This window comes from Cryobacterium sp. AP27, assembly GCF_056680495.1.
The window spans coordinates 2566565-2583160 of sequence record NZ_CM155285.1 but is presented as its reverse complement, the minus strand read 5'-3'; the positions used below and the strand labels follow the sequence as shown (position 1 = coordinate 2583160).

Here is a 16596-nt window from a genome sequence, read left to right as displayed (position 1 = left end):
CATCCTGGAGGTCATTTTGACAATCACGACCCGTAAAGCCGCGCTCGGCGGTTTTGCCATGTTCGGCGTTATCGCCCTTCTCGCCGCCTGCGCCCCGGCACCGACCGATTCCGGTTCGAATTCTGACGCCGCAACGTCGGATTTCCTGCCTTGCATCGTTTCTGACTTCGGCGGATTCGACGACAAATCCTTCAACCAGTCGAGCTACGACGGAATGAAGGCGGCATCTGAGGAACTCGGCGTCGAGTTCAAGCAGGCCGAGTCCACCACGGAAGACCAGTACGCCAGCAACGTCAGCAGCATGGTCGACCAGGGCTGCAACTTCATTCTCACCGTCGGTTTCGCGCTCGCCAACGCCACGCGCGACGCCGCCCAGGACAACCCCGACGTTGAGTTCGCGATCATCGACTCCGCGCTCTCCAACGACGACTTCAGCCCGTTGTCTCTCGACAACGTGAAGCCCGTTCTGTATGACACGGCGCAGGCCGCGTTCCTCGCGGGTTACCTCGCTGCCGGCACCACCACAACCGGCGTCGTGGGCACCTACGGCGGGCTGCAGTTCCCGTCCGTCACCATCTTCATGGACGGTTTCGTCGATGGCGTGGCGTACCACAACGAGCAGAAGGGCACCTCCGTCACCGTCATCGGCTGGGACAAGGAATCTCAGACCGGAACGTTCGCCGGAAGCTTCGACGACATCAGCGCCGGCAAGACGATCAGCCAGAACCTGATCAACAGCGGCGTTGACATCATCCTCCCGGTCGCCGGACCGCTCTTCCAGGGCACCGCGCAGGCCATCAACGACTCCGGCAAGGATGTCGCCATCATCGGTGTGGACAGCGACCTGTTCGAGACCACGCCCGAGTTCGACAGCCTGTACCTCACATCCGTCATGAAGCAGATGGCGGATGCCGCACAGCAGATCGTCGTGGACGCTGCCGGCGGAGACTTCTCCTCCGACCCCTACGTTGGCACCCTTGAGAACGAGGGCGTGCTCCTCGCCCCGCTGCACGACTACGAGTCGAAGGTCGACCCGGCGCTGATGACCGAGATCGATGAGATCAAGGCCTCGATCATCTCCGGCGACATCGTCGTCACCTCGGACGCCACCCCGAAGTAGCAGCACCGCACTACCGCACCATTCGCACGACCGCAGTGATGCGAATCCGGGGAGGTCAGCTGTGCTGGCCTCCCCGCTTTTTGTTCGCTCAACCTGAACGGTTCCCTGGCCGCTCAATAGAATCGGGAAATATGAAGCTCGAACTTCGTGGCATCACCAAGCGCTTTGGTGCACTTGTCGCCAACGACAACATCAACCTGGTGATCGAACCGGGGGAGATCCACGCCCTTCTCGGCGAGAACGGCGCGGGCAAGTCCACCCTGATGAACGTTCTCTATGGCCTGTACCGGGCGGAAGAGGGCGAAATCCTTCTCGACGGCAAGTCCGTTCACTTCGCCGGACCCGGCGATGCGATGAGCGCCGGCATCGGCATGGTGCACCAGCACTTCATGCTCATCCCGGTTTTCACCGTGGCCGAGAACGTGATGCTCGGCAACGAAGAGACGAAGTCCGGCGGACGCCTCGACCTGACCGCTGCGCGTGCGCGTGTGCGGGAGATCTCCGACCGGTTCGGGTTCAACATCAACCCGGATGCCCTCGTGGAAGATCTGCCCGTCGGAGTGCAGCAGCGCGTCGAGATCATCAAGGCGCTCTCCCGCGACGCCCGGGTGCTCGTCTTCGACGAACCCACCGCCGTGCTCACGCCTCAGGAAACCGACGAATTCATGGTCATCATGCGCCAGCTGAAGGATGCCGGAACCTCCATCGTGTTCATCACGCACAAACTGCGGGAGGTGCGCGAGGTCGCCGACCGCATCACGGTCATCCGGCTGGGAAAGGTGGTGGGTGAAGCCCTGCCCACGGCCAGCAACGAAGAACTGGCCACCCTGATGGTCGGCCGCGCCGTGGACCTCACCGTGGACAAAGGCCCCGCAACGCCGGGCAAGCCGGCACTTGTCGTGAAAAACCTCACCGTGATCGACCCGCGCGGCCAGGTCGTCGTTGACGACGTGAGCTTCGACGTTGCCGTCGGGGAGATCCTCGCCATCGCCGGTGTGCAGGGAAACGGGCAGACCGAACTGACCGAGGCGCTGATGGGACTGCAGCCACGCGTCACGGGCGAGATCACGCTCGACGGCTCCTCGCTGCGTGGCCATTCCGTGCGCAAGGTGCTCGACGCCGGCGTGGGATTCATACCGGAGGATCGCAACCAGGACGGCCTGGTCGGGTCGTTCAGCATCGCCGAGAACCTCATGCTCGACCGCTCCAACCACACACCCTTTGTGAAGCACTTCAACCTGCAGCTGGACTACCTCAAGACCTTCGCCGAGGAGAAGGTGAAGGAATTCGACGTACGAGCGCAGGGCATCGAGACCCCGGTGGGCAAGCTCTCCGGGGGCAACCAGCAGAAGGTCGTGCTGGCGCGCGAACTCAGCCGCCCGTTGCGCCTGTTCGTCGCCGCGCAGCCCACCCGTGGGCTCGACGTCGGTTCCATCGAATTCGTGCACGAGCGCATCGTCGCCACCCGCGACGCCGGCACCCCGGTGATCGTGATCTCGACCGAGCTCGACGAGGTCGCGGCCCTCGCCGATCGCATCATGGTCATGTACGGCGGTCGCATCGTGGGCATCGTCCCCGGCGACACGCCTCGCGCCGTCCTCGGCCTCATGATGGCCGGGGTGGCACAACCCACCGACGCTGCACCAACGAACAACGAGCCCACCGACAGTACCGAAGGAGCTGCCGTATGAGCGACAGTCAGGTCCCCCAGGCCCCGCCCACCGCGCCCCCCACCGGTCCGACGCCGTCGGGTCACGTCGACGAGGAACCCGGACGCTGGCACTCGATGTTCCGCGAGATCACCACGGGAAGCGCCATCATCTCGGTGCTCGCCGTCGTGCTCGCCCTGCTCGTGGGCGCCGTCATGATCGCGTTCACGACCACCGAGGTGCAGGACGCGGCCGGGTACTTCTTCTCCCGGCCCGGCGACATGCTCGGGGCCATCTGGCAGGCCGTGTCCGGTGCCTACTCCGCACTCTTCCAGGGTTCGATCTACAACTTCCGCCGGGACAGCTTCGCCGACGGGATCAAACCGCTCACGGACACGCTCACCTTCGCGACACCGCTGATCGCCGCGGGCCTTGGCGTCGCGCTCGGCTTCCGCGTCGGCATGTTCAACATCGGTGGTCGCGGGCAGATGCTCATCGCCGCCGCGCTCGGCGGCTGGGTGGCGTTCGCGCTCGACCTGCCCTACGGGATCCACATGGTCGCCGCCCTCGTCGTCGGCGTGCTCGGCGGTGCCCTGTGGGGCGGGATCGTGGGCCTGCTGAAGGCGCGCACGGGCGCGCACGAGGTGATCACAACGATCATGCTCAACTACGTGGCGTTCTACCTCGTGAGCTACCTCCTGCGCGACGGGTTCCTGAGAACCCCCGGCTCCAACAACCCGAAGACCCCGGCCAGCAAGCCAACCGCAATCTTCCCCGACCTGCTCGGATCGAACTACAACCTGCACTTCGGGTTCATTCTCGTGATCGCGGCAACGATCTTCACCTGGTGGCTGTTGTCGCGTTCCAACCTCGGCTTTCAGTTTCGTGCCGTGGGAGAGAATCCGAATGCGGCCCGCGTGGCCGGTATCGGAGTGCAGCGCATCTACGTGTACGCGATGCTCATTTCGGGTGGGCTGGTCGGACTGGCCGGCATCAACCAGGTGCTCGGCACCACGACGAGCGGCTTCGGCGCCACCGTGGACTCGAGCATCGGCTTCGATGCGATCACCGTCGCCCTGCTCGGTCGTTCCAAGCCGTGGGGGGTGTTCGCCGCCGGGATTCTGTTCGGTGCGTTCAAGGCCGGCAGCTTCTCGATGCAGGCCGCCGAGGGCGTGCCTGTTGACATCATCGTTGTCGTTCAGGCCCTCATCGTGCTCTTCATCGCGGCACCGCCGCTCGTACGTGCCATTTTCCGCCTCCCGACGCCCGGCGCATCCACGCGCAAGCCTCGCCTGAACGTAACCCAGGAGGTGACGGCCAAGTGAGCACCATCGCCCCCGTTATTGACCCCACCCAGCCCGTTGAACCGGCCCGCGGACCCGCCGCCGGCGCGATCCGCAACTGGAAGGCGCCCATCGCGCTCGGCGTGTTCACGCTGATCGGCCTGCTGTTGCTCGTGGTGTTCGGCCGCGACGGCATCAGCACCATGCGCCTCTCCACCGGATCCGACCTGATCCAGCTGCCCGCGGTGGAGCTCCCCACCCGCGCGACCGGCGTGGCCATCACCCTGCTCCTGCTCGTGATCACGCTCGTGAGCGGCTGGCTCGTGTATCAGCGGTCCCGGGTGCCCGTGTGGCTGATCAGCGTGTTCGCCGTGCTGCTGCTCGTCGGGTTCCTGGCCTGGGCGTCGGCGGGGAGCACCATCCCCGTCCCCGGGCTGCTCTTCGGCTCGATCAGCCTGGCCGTGCCGCTGATCTTCGGTGCGCTCGGCGGCGTCATCTCCGAGCGGGTCGGTGTGGTCAACATCGCCATCGAGGGTCAGCTGCTCGCCGGCGCGTTCACCTCCGCGCTCGTCGCCTCGGTGACCAACCAGCCCCTGCTCGGTCTGCTCGCCGCCATGCTCGCCGGAATGGCCGTCTCCTTCGTGCTCGCCGCGTTCTCGATCAAGTACTTCGTCGACCAGGTCATTGTCGGTGTCGTGCTCAACGTGCTCGTCGTCGGTTTCACCGGCTTCCTGTACTCGCAGCTGCTAGCCCCCAACGCGGCAATGCTCAACCAGCCGCCGAAGTTCGATCGCATCCACATTCCGTTCCTGAGCGAGATCCCGATCATCGGCCCGGTGCTGTTTCGTCAGACGCTCATCGTGTACCTCATGTACGTGGCCGTGATCGCGGTGTACTTCGCCGTCTTCCACACCAAGTGGGGCCTGCGCCTCCGGGCGGTGGGAGAGCATCCGCAGGCCGCCGACACGGTGGGCATCAACGTGGCCCGCACCCGTTTTCTGAACGTGTCGCTCGCCGGCGCCATTGTGGGGCTCGGCGGCGCGTACTTCACCCTCGGCTCGGTGGGTGCCTTCGGCAAGGAGATGACGGCCGGTGCCGGGTTCATCGCCCTCGCGGCCGTGATCTTCGGCCGGTGGGACCCGATCCGCGCCACCCTCGCCGCGTTGCTGTTCGGCTTCGCGAGCAACCTGCAAAGCGTGCTCAGCATCATCGGGTCGCCGGTGCCGAGCGAATTCATGCTCATGCTCCCGTACCTGGTGACGATCTTCGCCGTGGCCGGCCTGGTCGGCAGGTCGAGGCCCCCGGCCGCGTCCGGCAAGCCGTACATCAAATCATGACCGTCGACTGGGCCAGGCTGCGCGAGGCGGCCGTCGAGGCGATGTCACACGCCTACGTGCCGTACTCGAAGTTTCCGGTGGGGGCCGCGGCGCTCGTCGATGACGGGCGCGTGATCAGCGGATGCAACGTGGAGAATGCGTCGTACGGCCTCACCCTGTGCGCCGAATGCGCCCTCGTGTCGACCCTTGCCCTGACGGGGGGCGGACACCTCGTGGCGTTCACCTGCGTGGACGGCAACGGCAACACGCTGATGCCGTGCGGGCGCTGCCGCCAGCTGCTCTACGAACATTCCGCAACCGGCATGCTGCTGCAGACCGTGTCGGGAACCCGCACGATCGACGAGGTGCTGCCCGACGCCTTCGGGCCGCGCCAGCTCGCCGAATACCGTAACTCAGGAGAGTCACCATGAGCAGCACCCTTGAAGCCTTCGACGCCGTCGACCTCATCCACGCCAAGCGTGACAAGGGTGAGCTGACCACCGCCCAGATCGACTGGCTCATTGACGCGTACACCCGTGGCTACGTGGGCGACGAGCAGATGGCCGCGATGACCATGGCCATCTTCCTCAACGGGATGAGCCGCAATGAGGTTCGTGCGCTCACCATGGCCATGCTCGACAGCGGCGAACGCATGAGCTTTGCCGGGCTCGGCAAGCCCACGACCGACAAGCACTCCACCGGCGGTGTCGGAGACAAGATCACGCTCCCGCTGATGCCGCTCGTCGCCGTGTTCGGCGCCGCGGTGCCGCAGCTCTCCGGCCGCGGCCTCGGGCACACCGGGGGCACCCTCGACAAGTTGGAATCCATCCCGGGCTGGCGCGCCAACCTCAGCAACGAGGAGATGTTCGCCCAGCTGCGCGATCACGGCGGCGTCGTCTGCGCCGCCGGCAGCGGTCTCGCGCCCGCCGACGGCAAGCTGTACGCATTGCGCGACATCACCGGCACTGTCGAGGCCATCCCGCTCATCGCATCGTCGATCATGTCGAAGAAGATCGCGGAGGGCACGAGTGCGCTCGTGCTCGACGTCAAATTCGGGTCCGGAGCCTTCCTCAAGGACATCGACCTCTCACGCGAACTGGCACGCACCATGGTGGAGCTGGGCGAGGACGCCGGAGTGGCGACATCCGCTCTGCTGACCAACATGAACGTGCCGCTCGGTTTCGCGATCGGCAATGCCAACGAGGTGCGCGAATCGGTCGACGTGCTCGCCGGCGGCGGCCCCGCCGACGTCGTCGAGCTCACCGTGGCGCTCGCGCGCGAAATGCTCGACCTCGCCGGCATCACCGACGTGGACGTGGAATCGGCGCTGCACGACGGCCGGGCCATGGACAAGTGGCGCGACGTGATTCGTGCCCAGGGCGGCGACCCGGATGCGGCGCTGCCGGTCGCGCGCGAAACTCACGTGGTCCTCGCCGATCGTGACGGTGTGCTCGTCGAACAGCAGGCGCTGCCGTTCGGCATCGGCGCGTGGCGGCTCGGTGCGGGACGCGCGCGCAAGCAGGACCCGGTGCAGCACGCGGCCGGCATCGACCTGCACGCGAAGCCGGGCGACACGGTGCGCCGTGGTCAACCGTTGTTCACCCTCAGCGCCGACGAACCGGAACGTTTCGCGCGGGCACTGGAGGCCGTTGACGGTGCCTGGCGCATCGGCGACGTGGGCGAACCGGTGCAGGACGGCGGTCCGCTGATCGCGGAGCGCATCACGCGCTGACCCCGCCCGTGCGGGCGAAATTGTCTCCTCGCGTCGCGACATGCCATCTTCCACCCCAGGGGCTCCGCGAGTAGCCAACTTTGGCTCCTTGCCCTGGTTTCATGGGTGGAAGTTGTCCCCTCGCGTACGACGGCGGGACTGTGGATAACCTGACCCCTTGTCGCAGATGGTGGCATTCTCACGCCATACATCATCAAACCCCGCTTCCTCCCGGCTTCGAGCACGGGCCGTTCACCGTGGCGCAGGCCCAGGCCGCCGGCGTGTCGCGCAAGCGCACTCGTTCGAGTGACCTCGAGCATCCCTTTTGGGGTGTGTGCGTGCCGGTCGGCAGCATTGAGACCCTCCGGGATCGCTGCCGAGCCTTTCAGCCGCGGATGGCCCCGGCGCGTTCTTCAGCCACGCGACGGCGGCCATTCTCTTCGGCATGCCGCTGCCTGCGCATCTCGAAACCGACCCGCGCATTCATGTCACCGTCCTGTCCCCGGAACGAGCACTCCGGGCAGGCGGGGTCATCGGCCATCGCGCCGAGGATCTCAAGCGTGTGTGCGTGCTGGCGAGGATGCCCGTGCTCGAGCCGATCGCGACCTGGTGCCAACTGGCAGCCGTACTGCAACGAGACGACCTCATCGCGGCGGGAGATCATCTGCTGCGGGGAGACCGGGCGTTGGCGACCGCCGCCGATATCGCCGCCGGGGTGACGCAGAACTCGGGGCAGCGTGGGGCCCGGAGATTACGCGAGGCCGCGGCGCTCATTCGCCCGCGCGTGGAGTCCCGGCGGGAGACGATGCTGCGACTTTTTCTGCTCGACTGCGGGCTTCCCGAGCCGGAGGCAAACAGGTACGTTCCGTTGCCGCCATGCAAGCAACGTGGGTGCGCGCCGCCGTCGAGGAGGCCCTGCGGTCGCGAGGCTGGCGACCGTAGGGGCCCCGTCGCACCTCGTGCACCGCGAGGGGACACCATCAGCCCCATGAACTGGATCCAAGGGGCGGATGTAGCCCAGTGACGTCCCGTGGGACGGTGCGATGCACGCACGTGCAGCGCATGATCAGCAAACATGGAGCCTCCAGGCGGGCGGGCCGGTAGATTAGAAGTGTGAATACGACTCCAGAGGAATTCCTGATGCCCGGTGGCGGCGTGAGCATCAACACCCTGCCCAAGATCTCGCTGCACGATCACCTAGACGGAGGCCTGCGCCCGCAGACCATCATCGACCTGGCCGAGACCATCGGGCTCGACCTGCCCGAGACGGATGCCGAGAGCCTCCAGAAGTGGTTCTACGACCAGTCGAGTGCCGGCTCTCTCGTGGAATACCTCAAGACCTTCGACGTGACGTGCGCCGTCATGCAGACACGTGACGGCCTCTTCCGTGTCGCCAAGGAATACGTGGAAGACCTCGCCCTCGACGGCGTAATCTACGGTGAAGTGCGCTGGGCACCCGAGCAGCACCTCACGCGTGGACTCACCCTCGATGAGGCCGTCGAGGCGGTTCAGGACGGCCTGGAGGCCGGCATCGAGCACGTCGAGTCCCAGGGCAAGAGCATCCGCACCGGCCAGCTCATCACGGCCATGCGCCACGCCGATCGCAGCCTCGAAATTGCCGAACTCGCCGTGAAATATCGATTCGACGGCGTCGTCGGTTTCGACATCGCCGGGGCCGAGGCCGGGTTCCCCGCGAGCAACCACAAGGAGGCCTTCGACCTGCTCGCCCGCGAATTCATGCCCACCACGGTTCACGCCGGGGAGGCCGACGGGCTGGACAGCATCCGCAGCGCCCTGTTCGACGGTCGCGCCCTGCGCCTCGGACACGGAGTGCGTCTCGCCGAAGACGTGACGATCGAGCGCCAGGACGACGACAACACCTTCGTCACCCTCGGCTCGGTGGCCCAATGGGTACGCGACCGGGAAATCACCCTCGAGGTCAGCCCGACGTCGAACCTGCAGACCGGCGCGATCGCGGCCTGGGGCGAGGACCTGCTCGATCACCCGTTCGACCTGCTGTACCAGCTCGGATTCAAGGTCACGGTGAATACCGACAACCGCCTCATGGGCGACACAACGCTGTCGCAGGAGCTGGCGCTGCTGAGCGATGCCTTCGGCTACGATCTCGACGACCTCGAGGTGTTCCAGCTCAACGCGGCCGCCGCGTCGTTCCTGCCGCTCGAGGATCGGGAGGAGCTCACGAACGCCATCATCGCGGGCTTCGCCGACGCATGATCCCGGCCTCCCCTCGCAACCTATGAAAGACACCATGTCGCTGCCGCCACTGCCTCCCTCCGCCATCACGATCGGTGCGCATGTCCATGATTGGCGCGCAGCGGTCACGGCCGCCGGGCTCGCCCTCGAACGATCGGGTGCGACGACCGCGGAATACACTGCGCGCATGATCAGCGTGATCACCGAGTTCGGTGCCTACATCGTGATCGCGCCCGGGTTGGCTCTCGCGCACGCGCGGCCCGGCGACGATGTACTCGCCGACGGTCTGAGCGTTGTCACTTTGGCCGAACCCGTCAACTTCGGGCACCCCAACAACGACCCGGTGAGCGTGATCGTCGGGCTCGCGGTCGTCAGCCGCGATGAGCACCTGGCGCACGTCGCCGAGCTCGCGAACGTGTTCAACGACGCGCAGGTGATTCCGGCACTCGCGGCGGCCACGGACGCCGAAACGGTTCGATCCCTGTTCGGGCTGAAGGCATCCTCATGAAGATCGTGGTCATGTGCGGCGTCGGCGTGGGAACGTCCGCGATCCTCAAGGTCAATGCCGAACGTGCCCTGGAGCGTCTGGAGATCGAGGCGAACGTTGTGGCCACGGATGTTGCGGGCGTGCGCGCCGAAGCGGCCGACGCCCAGGTGATTCTGACCTCGTCGGAGCTCGTCGACGCGATCGGAAAAACCAACGCCGATGTGATCGTGATCACCAACTACTTCGACGTCGACGAACTCGCCGCCAAACTGGAGATGGCGCTCGGCTCCTAACCGGTCACCGCGCGCCCGCGGACATCACCGACGAAACGCCGTCCCCGGTCGGGGAGGGCGTTTCGTGTCACGGCCGACCTACTGGATCAGGTCGCGCATGCCCCGTTCGAGCTCCGACAGCGCCGCGAGAGCCGCGACCTTGCGTTCCTCGACGGTGCCGTCGGTGCTGTGCGTGTCCAGGTACACCTTCAACTTGGGTTCGGTGCCACTTGGGCGCACCATCACACGCGAACCGTCGACGAGGCGGATGCGCAGCACATCACTCGGGGGAAGCGCGCCGAGGCCCCAGCGAAAGTCGTCGATCTGCTCGACGGCAATATTCCCGACGGACTCCGGCGGTGTGTGACGCAGCTGGGTCATCACCCGGGCGATCGTCGACAGGTCACTCACCCGAACCGAGATTTGACCCGATGCGAAGTGCCCGAATTTTTCGGTGAACGCGTCGAGATGATCACCGAGGGTGAGGCCCTCCGCCTTCAGATCCGTCACCAGCGAGAGTATCGAGACGGCAGCGGAGATGCCGTCCTTGTCGCGCACGGTGCCGGGGTTCACAAGGTAGCCGAGGGCCTCCTCATAGCCGTAGATCAGGCCGGGCGCGCGGGAGACCCACTTGAAGCCGGTGAGAGTGTCCGCGAAGTCGAGGCCGTAGGCATTCGCCACCGCGCGCAGCGCCGGCGACGACACGATGGAGCACGCGAGGGTGCCGACGAGGGGACGGTCACCGGCCGCCTGGGCGGCGAGCGACGCCGCGCGCCAGCCGAGGATCATGCCGACCTCGTTGCCGCTCAGACGGCGGTAGCCCGACGCCTCGTCGGGGTCGGGAATGGCGACCGCGAGACGGTCGGCGTCCGGGTCGTTCGCGATGATGAGCTCGGCGGTGACCTCTCGGGCGGTCTCGTAGGCGAGATCCATGGCGCCGGGCTCTTCGGGGTTGGGGAAGGCGACGGTGGGGAACGCGGCGTCGGGCGCGACCTGCGCGTCGACGAGGGTGGGCAGCTCGAAGCCGGCCTGTTCCAGCACGCGTCGGGTGGTGTCCCACCCCACCCCGTGCAGGGCAGTGTAGACCGTGTTCACCTGCGCGCGCGGCGTGTGGGCGATGCTCGCGGTCGCGGTGATGTAGGCCCGCACCACGTCTTCGTCGGCCGTCTCGTAGGCGGCGCGGGGCAGCTCGGATACGAGTTCCTCCGCGGCCACCCGCAGGATCTGCGTCGCAATCAGCTTGTCATCGGGGGCCACGATCTGGGCGCCCTCGTTCTGTCCGCCGAGGTACACCTTGTACCCGTTGTCGTTCGGCGGATTGTGGGATGCGGTCACCATCACGCCGGCACTCGCGTCAAGGTGACGCACCGCGAAGGCAAGCACGGGAGTCGGAAGCAGTCGGGGCAACAGGATGGCTCGAACCCCGACGCCGGCCATTATCGCGGCCGTGTCGGTGGCGAAGATATTCGAGTTCTTGCGTCCGTCGTAGCCGATCACGATGGAGGGCGTTACTCCCGGCTTGGCGCGGCTCATCAGATAACTGGCGAGACCGGATGCCGCCTGCGAGACCAGCACCCGGTTCATCCGGTTGGATCCGGCGGAGATTTCGCCGCGGAGCCCCGCCGTGCCGAACTCGAGGCGAGTGTCGAAGCGGTCGTGCAGCGACACGAGCGCGGCGGAGTCGCCGTCTCCGGCCGCGTTGATGAGCCCGCGTAGCTGGGCCTGCGTCTCGGCGTCCGGGTCCTGGCGCAGCCAGGCCCTGGCCGTTTCGATCAGCGCTGCGGTCGAATCCGCCGCGGAACCGCCGGCGAGCGCACTCACCGGCGGTTGTTCCCTGACCGTGGGCGTCGCGCCGTCGCTGCCGACCGCGGCCATTGCCGTCGTCGGCGCATCGTCGACATCCGCGTGGGCGACCGTCGTGGACGCGGGCGCCTCGGCGGGATCCGCGTCGGTCGCCGGCACGGACACCGTGCTGATCACGAGGGTGGGAGTGTCGCCGTCAGCATCGTCGCCGGCGGCGTCGTCCGCCAGGGGCGCGCTCACGGGGAGGGGAACGGCAACTGTCGGAAGCAGCTCCTCCTCGGGACTCAGGGTGACGTTGTCGTCCGAGTCGACCGGCGCGGCGGCATCCGTGTCGGGGCGGGTGTCGTCGGCACGGGCGGAATGACGGCCGCTCACGCGCACAGGGGGCACCTCGGGGGTGGAATCCTCGTGGCTCACAACGCGGCCACGATCCTGGCCAGAAGCGCGCTGATCACGGGCTCGGCGAGCTGGCCGGCCTCGATGACCTCACCGTGGCTCAACGGCGTTTTCTGGATGCCGGCGGCGAGGTTGGTGATGAGCGACAGCCCGAGCACCTCCATGCCCGTCTGACGGGCGGCAATGGCCTCCAGCGCCGTCGACATGCCCACAATGTCGCCGCCGATGGCCTTGGCCATCTGCACTTCGGCGGGGGTCTCGTAGTGCGGCCCGCGGAACTGGCAGTACACGCCCTCATCCAGCGTGGGATCGATCGACCGAGCCACGTCGCGCAGGCGCGCGGAATAGAGGTCGGTCAGATCGACGAACGTCGCGCCCTCCAGCGGCGAGTCCGCCGTCAGGTTGATGTGGTCGCTGATCAGCACGGGCGTGCCGGGAGTCCACGTCTCACGGATCCCACCGGCGCCGTTCGTGAGGATCATGGTTGTCACCCCGGCGGCCGCGGCGGTGCGCACGCTGTGCACGACACGACGCACCCCATGGCCTTCGTAGTAGTGCGTGCGGGCGCCGATGATGAGCGCGCGCTTGCCGTTGGGAAGCAACACCGATCGCAGGGTGCCCACGTGACCGGCCAGCGCGGGTGCGCTGAAACCGGTGATTTCCTGCGCGGGGATGGTGTGTGTGGTCTCGCCGATCAGGTCGGCTGCCTTGCCCCAGCCGCTGCCGAGAGTGAGGGCCACGTCGTGGCGCGCCACTCCTGTGAGGTCGGCAATCTGCTGCGCTGCTGTGCGTGCGACGTCGAACGGATCGGTTTCCGGCGCGTCTAACAGGTTAATGTCGGTTTTGAGCATTCACCCACTCTAAGCGACCCGCGAATTCGACGCAGATTTCGGGGGCAAACCGGCATTCGCCGGGCGGCCTTCCCGCTCAGTGACGCGAATGCGGGCGATGGCGCGGTTTGGCGGGGGCCGTGGGTATTGAGAGAATGGAGCACATGGCCTATGAGTTCGAACGCAAGCAGAGCATTGTTGTACTCGGCGGAGGGCCTGGCGGATACGAAGCGGCCCTGGCCGCCGCCCAACAGGGCGCCGAGGTGACTCTGGTTGAAGCCGTCGGCGTGGGCGGCTCGGCCGTGATCACGGATGTTGTTCCGTCGAAGTCCCTCATCGCAACGGCGGAAGCCTCCAACTCCATCGGCGAGGCCACCGACCTTGGTGTGCAGTTCTTCGTGCGCGGGGACACAGGCAAGCCCCTCCGGCCCGAAGTGGCGATCAATCTCGCGGCGGTCAACAAGCGCCTGCTCGCCCTCGCCCGACAGCAGTCCGAAGACATGAAGGCCACACTTATTCGCGCCGGCGTCACGTTCGTGCAGGGACACGGCCGTCTGGACGGAACGACGGCCGTGATCGTGGCGACCTCCGGTGACAGCTCGGCAACCGACTTCGACCGCATCGACGCTGACACGATCGTCGTCTCCGTGGGGGCAAGCCCGCGCGTTCTCTCCTCCGCCATGCCCGACGGACAGTACATTCTCACCTGGACGCAGCTGTACAACCTGCGCGCCGTGCCCGAGCACCTCATCGTGGTCGGATCCGGTGTCACCGGCGCCGAGTTCGCTTCGGCTTACCGTGCCCTGGGCGCCAAGGTCACACTCATCTCGAGCCGCGACCAGGTGCTGCCCGGCGAAGACGCCGACGCCGCCAACGTGATCGAAAACGTTTTCAAGCGCAACGGCATGATTGTCATGTCAAAGTCGCGCGCGGCATCCGTGGTGCGAGACGGCGACGGGGTTCTCGCCACCCTCGAAGACGGCCGAGAGGTCAGGGGCAGCCACTGCCTCATTGCCGTCGGTTCGGTGCCGAACACAGAGAGCATCGGCCTTGAGCAGGCCGGCGTGCAGCTCACCGACAGCGGGCACATTCAGGTGAACCGCGTGGCGCGCACGTCGATCCCGAACATCTACGCGGCCGGGGACTGCACAACCGAGCTCCCGCTCGCATCGGTCGCCTCGATGATGGGACGCACGGCCGTGTTCCATGCGATGGGCGACACGGTCAACCCGATCGAGATTCGCAACGTGGCCGCGAACATTTTCACGCAGCCGGAGATCGCGACGGTCGGCTGGACCCAGAAGCAGATCGAAGACGGCCTCGTCCAGGGCGACGTGTACAAACTGGCGCTGGCGTCCAACCCTCGTGCCAAGATGATGGGCATCAAGGACGGCTTCGTGAAGCTCATCGCCCGCACGGGCAGTGGAACCGTCATCGGCGGCGTGATCGTGGCGCCGAAGGCGAGCGAGCTTATCTTCCCGCTCGCACTCGCCGTCGAGCACCGGTTGACCGTCGATGAGGTGGCCCAGGCGTTCCCGGTCTACCCCTCGCTCACGGGGTCCATCACCGACGCCGCCCGCGCCATGCACGTGGTGCTGTAACGGCCCGCTGAGCGCACGCACAAACGCACCCCGCCGGATCTCCGACGGGGTGCATTTGTGCTTGCGTGCGGGCAGCGGATGCGCCGCGGCGGAACTACGCCGCGTCGGTGACCAGGGCGGACTCGGTGACCGTGAGCAGCAGCGCCCCCGACGAGACGGTCGTGCCGACGACGGCGGTGAGGCCCCCGACGACACCGTCGCGATGGGCGGTCAACGGCTGCTCCATCTTCATGGCTTCGAGTACGAGGAGCAGGTCGCCCTTGACGACCGTGTCGCCGTCGGCGACGAGCAGCTTCACGATCGTGGCCTGCATCGGTGCCTTCACGGCGTCGCCGGTGTCGACCGAAACGGTGCTGGAGCCGCGACGCCGCGGAGCCGGCCCGACGGAGGTGTCCCCGGGGGCGCCGGGCAGCAGTCGGGTGGGGAGACTGACCTCGATGCGACGTCCTTCCACCTCCACGACGACGTTGTGACGCTTCTGCGCGGGCGTGGGGTCCTCGAGGGTGCCTGTCCAGGGTTCGATGGTGTTGTCGAATTCCGTTTCGATCCACCGAGTGAACACCGAGAACGGTGCGCCGTCGGCGGGAGCGAAGGCAGGATCCCGAACGACAGCGCGGTGGAACGGCAGAACGGTGGGCAGCCCGGTGATTTCGAACTCGTCCAGGGCACGCCGGGACCGTTCGAGAGCTTCCTCGCGGGTGGCGCCGGTCACGATGAGTTTGGCCAGCAGCGAGTCGAAGGAATCGGAAACGACATCGCCGGACTGAACCCCGGTATCGACGCGTACGCCGGGTCCGCCGGACGGCTTGAACAGGTGGACGGGGCCGGGGGAGGGGAAGAAGCCGCGACCGGGATCTTCACCGTTGATGCGGAATTCGAAGGAGTGACCCACGGCGACCGGGTCGGCGTAGTCGAGAATACCGCCGGCCGCGATGCGGAACTGTTCGCGCACGAGGTCGATCCCGGTGACTTCTTCGGAGACCGTGTGCTCGACCTGCAGCCGCGTGTTGACCTCGAGGAAGGACACCGTTCCGTCCAGACCGATCAGGAACTCGCAGGTACCGGCACCCACGTAGCCGACCTCGGTGAGGATCGCCTTCGACGCTCGGTACATTTCGGTGGTCTGCTCCTCGGTGAGGAACGGCGCGGGCGCCTCTTCGACGAGCTTCTGGTGCCGGCGCTGCAGGGAGCAATCGCGGGTGGAGACGACGACGACGTTGCCGTGCGCGTCGGCCAGGCACTGGGTTTCCACGTGCCGGGGGTTGTCGAGGTACTTCTCCACGAAGCATTCCCCGCGCCCGAAGGCGGTGATGGCTTCCCGGGTGGCGGAATCGAAGAGCTCGGCCACCTCGGCGCGTTCGCGGGCGACCTTGAGGCCGCGCCCGCCGCCGCCGAAGGCCGCCTTGATGGCCACCGGAAGCCCGTGCACGTCGACGAAGGCGAGCACCTCCGCGGCATCCACGACGGGGTTGAGCGTGCCGGGTGCCATGGGGGCACCGACCTTTTCGGCGATGTGCCGAGCCGACACCTTGTCGCCCAGTTGGTCGATTGCCTCCGGCGAGGGACCGATCCAGGTGAGTCCGGCCGCGATGACCGCGCGGGCGAAGTCGGCGTTCTCGGCGAGAAAACCGTAGCCGGGGTGAACGGCGTCGGCCCCGGAGCGGCGGGCGACGGAGAGGATTTTGTCGATGACAAGATACGTGTCCGCGCCGGTGGTGCCGTCCAGGCCGTAGGCCTCGTCGGCGAGGCGGGCGTGCAGGGCGTCACGATCCTGATCGGCGTAGACGGCGACAGAGCGGATTCCGCTGTCTTTGGCGGCGCGGATCACCCGGACGGCGATCTCGCCCCGGTTAGCGATGAGGACCTTCGATATGAGTGACACAATTCCCAAGCTTATGGGGCAACGACCGCGAC

14 protein-coding genes are annotated in these 16596 nt (G+C 66.7%); 10 read left to right on the top strand and 4 right to left on the bottom strand.

Annotation, left to right across the window (positions count from 1 at the left end):
• The first annotated feature begins 16 nt into the window (after positions 1-16).
• From AC1MB9_RS12215 to AC1MB9_RS12190, 6 genes are all read left to right on the top strand, one after another.
• Positions 17-1120 carry a BMP family lipoprotein gene (locus AC1MB9_RS12215; RefSeq protein ID WP_479962217.1) on the top strand — a complete coding sequence of 368 codons (1104 nt, stop codon included), beginning with the start codon at positions 17-19 and terminating at the stop codon, positions 1118-1120.
• Between the two features lie 131 nt (positions 1121-1251).
• A complete protein-coding gene (locus AC1MB9_RS12210) occupies positions 1252-2811 on the top strand; it encodes an ABC transporter ATP-binding protein (RefSeq protein WP_479962216.1) in 1560 nt (519 codons plus the stop codon).
• A complete protein-coding gene (locus tag AC1MB9_RS12205) occupies positions 2808-4094 on the top strand; it encodes an ABC transporter permease (RefSeq protein ID WP_479962215.1) in 1287 nt (428 codons plus the stop codon). Before AC1MB9_RS12210 ends, AC1MB9_RS12205 begins: the two co-directional genes overlap by 4 nt.
• Entirely contained in the window at positions 4091-5389 is a 1299-nt protein-coding gene (locus AC1MB9_RS12200) for an ABC transporter permease (protein ID WP_479962214.1), read from the top strand. The genes AC1MB9_RS12205 and AC1MB9_RS12200 overlap by 4 nt, the downstream gene beginning before the upstream one ends.
• A complete protein-coding gene (locus tag AC1MB9_RS12195) occupies positions 5386-5799 on the top strand; it encodes a cytidine deaminase (protein WP_479962213.1) in 414 nt (137 codons plus the stop codon). Before AC1MB9_RS12200 ends, AC1MB9_RS12195 begins: the two co-directional genes overlap by 4 nt.
• Positions 5796-7100 carry a thymidine phosphorylase gene (locus AC1MB9_RS12190; RefSeq protein ID WP_479962212.1) on the top strand — a complete coding sequence of 435 codons (1305 nt, stop codon included), beginning with the start codon at positions 5796-5798 and terminating at the stop codon, positions 7098-7100. The genes AC1MB9_RS12195 and AC1MB9_RS12190 overlap by 4 nt, the downstream gene beginning before the upstream one ends.
• Positions 7101-7464: 364 nt before the next feature.
• On the opposite strand, the gene AC1MB9_RS12185 is transcribed toward AC1MB9_RS12190, so the two are convergent.
• Positions 7465-7743 (bottom strand): hypothetical protein, encoded by a 279-nt coding sequence (locus AC1MB9_RS12185; protein ID WP_479962211.1) that lies wholly within the window; start codon positions 7741-7743, stop codon positions 7465-7467.
• A gap of 476 nt (positions 7744-8219) precedes the next feature.
• Here AC1MB9_RS12185 and AC1MB9_RS12180 point away from each other — a divergent pair, with 476 nt between their 5' ends.
• The 3 genes from AC1MB9_RS12180 to AC1MB9_RS12170 are packed head-to-tail and all read left to right on the top strand — an operon-like array spanning position 8220 to position 10073.
• Positions 8220-9314: an adenosine deaminase gene (locus AC1MB9_RS12180; protein ID WP_479964639.1), complete on the top strand. Its 1095-nt coding sequence runs from the start codon at positions 8220-8222 to the stop codon at positions 9312-9314.
• Between the two features lie 34 nt (positions 9315-9348).
• Positions 9349-9801 carry a PTS sugar transporter subunit IIA gene (locus AC1MB9_RS12175; RefSeq protein ID WP_479962210.1) on the top strand — a complete coding sequence of 151 codons (453 nt, stop codon included), beginning with the start codon at positions 9349-9351 and terminating at the stop codon, positions 9799-9801.
• Complete coding sequence (locus AC1MB9_RS12170) at positions 9798-10073, top strand: PTS sugar transporter subunit IIB (RefSeq protein ID WP_479962209.1); 276 nt, start codon at positions 9798-9800, stop codon at positions 10071-10073. Before AC1MB9_RS12175 ends, AC1MB9_RS12170 begins: the two co-directional genes overlap by 4 nt.
• A gap of 78 nt (positions 10074-10151) precedes the next feature.
• On the opposite strand, the gene AC1MB9_RS12165 is transcribed toward AC1MB9_RS12170, so the two are convergent.
• Both AC1MB9_RS12165 and AC1MB9_RS12160 read right to left on the bottom strand, forming a co-directional pair.
• A complete protein-coding gene (locus AC1MB9_RS12165; RefSeq protein ID WP_479964638.1) occupies positions 10152-11927 on the bottom strand; it encodes a phospho-sugar mutase in 1776 nt (591 codons plus the stop codon).
• Positions 11928-12268: 341 nt separating this feature from the next.
• Positions 12269-13102 (bottom strand): purine-nucleoside phosphorylase, encoded by an 834-nt coding sequence (locus AC1MB9_RS12160; RefSeq protein WP_479962208.1) that lies wholly within the window; start codon positions 13100-13102, stop codon positions 12269-12271.
• 143 nt (positions 13103-13245) lie between these two features.
• On the opposite strand from AC1MB9_RS12160, the gene AC1MB9_RS12155 reads away from it, so the two are divergent.
• Complete coding sequence (locus tag AC1MB9_RS12155; RefSeq protein ID WP_479962207.1) at positions 13246-14682, top strand: NAD(P)H-quinone dehydrogenase; 1437 nt, start codon at positions 13246-13248, stop codon at positions 14680-14682.
• Between the two features lie 94 nt (positions 14683-14776).
• Here AC1MB9_RS12155 and AC1MB9_RS12150 read toward each other — a convergent pair whose 3' ends face one another.
• A complete protein-coding gene (locus AC1MB9_RS12150; RefSeq protein ID WP_479962206.1) occupies positions 14777-16564 on the bottom strand; it encodes an acetyl/propionyl/methylcrotonyl-CoA carboxylase subunit alpha in 1788 nt (595 codons plus the stop codon).
• Between the last annotated feature and the right edge of the window lie 32 nt (positions 16565-16596).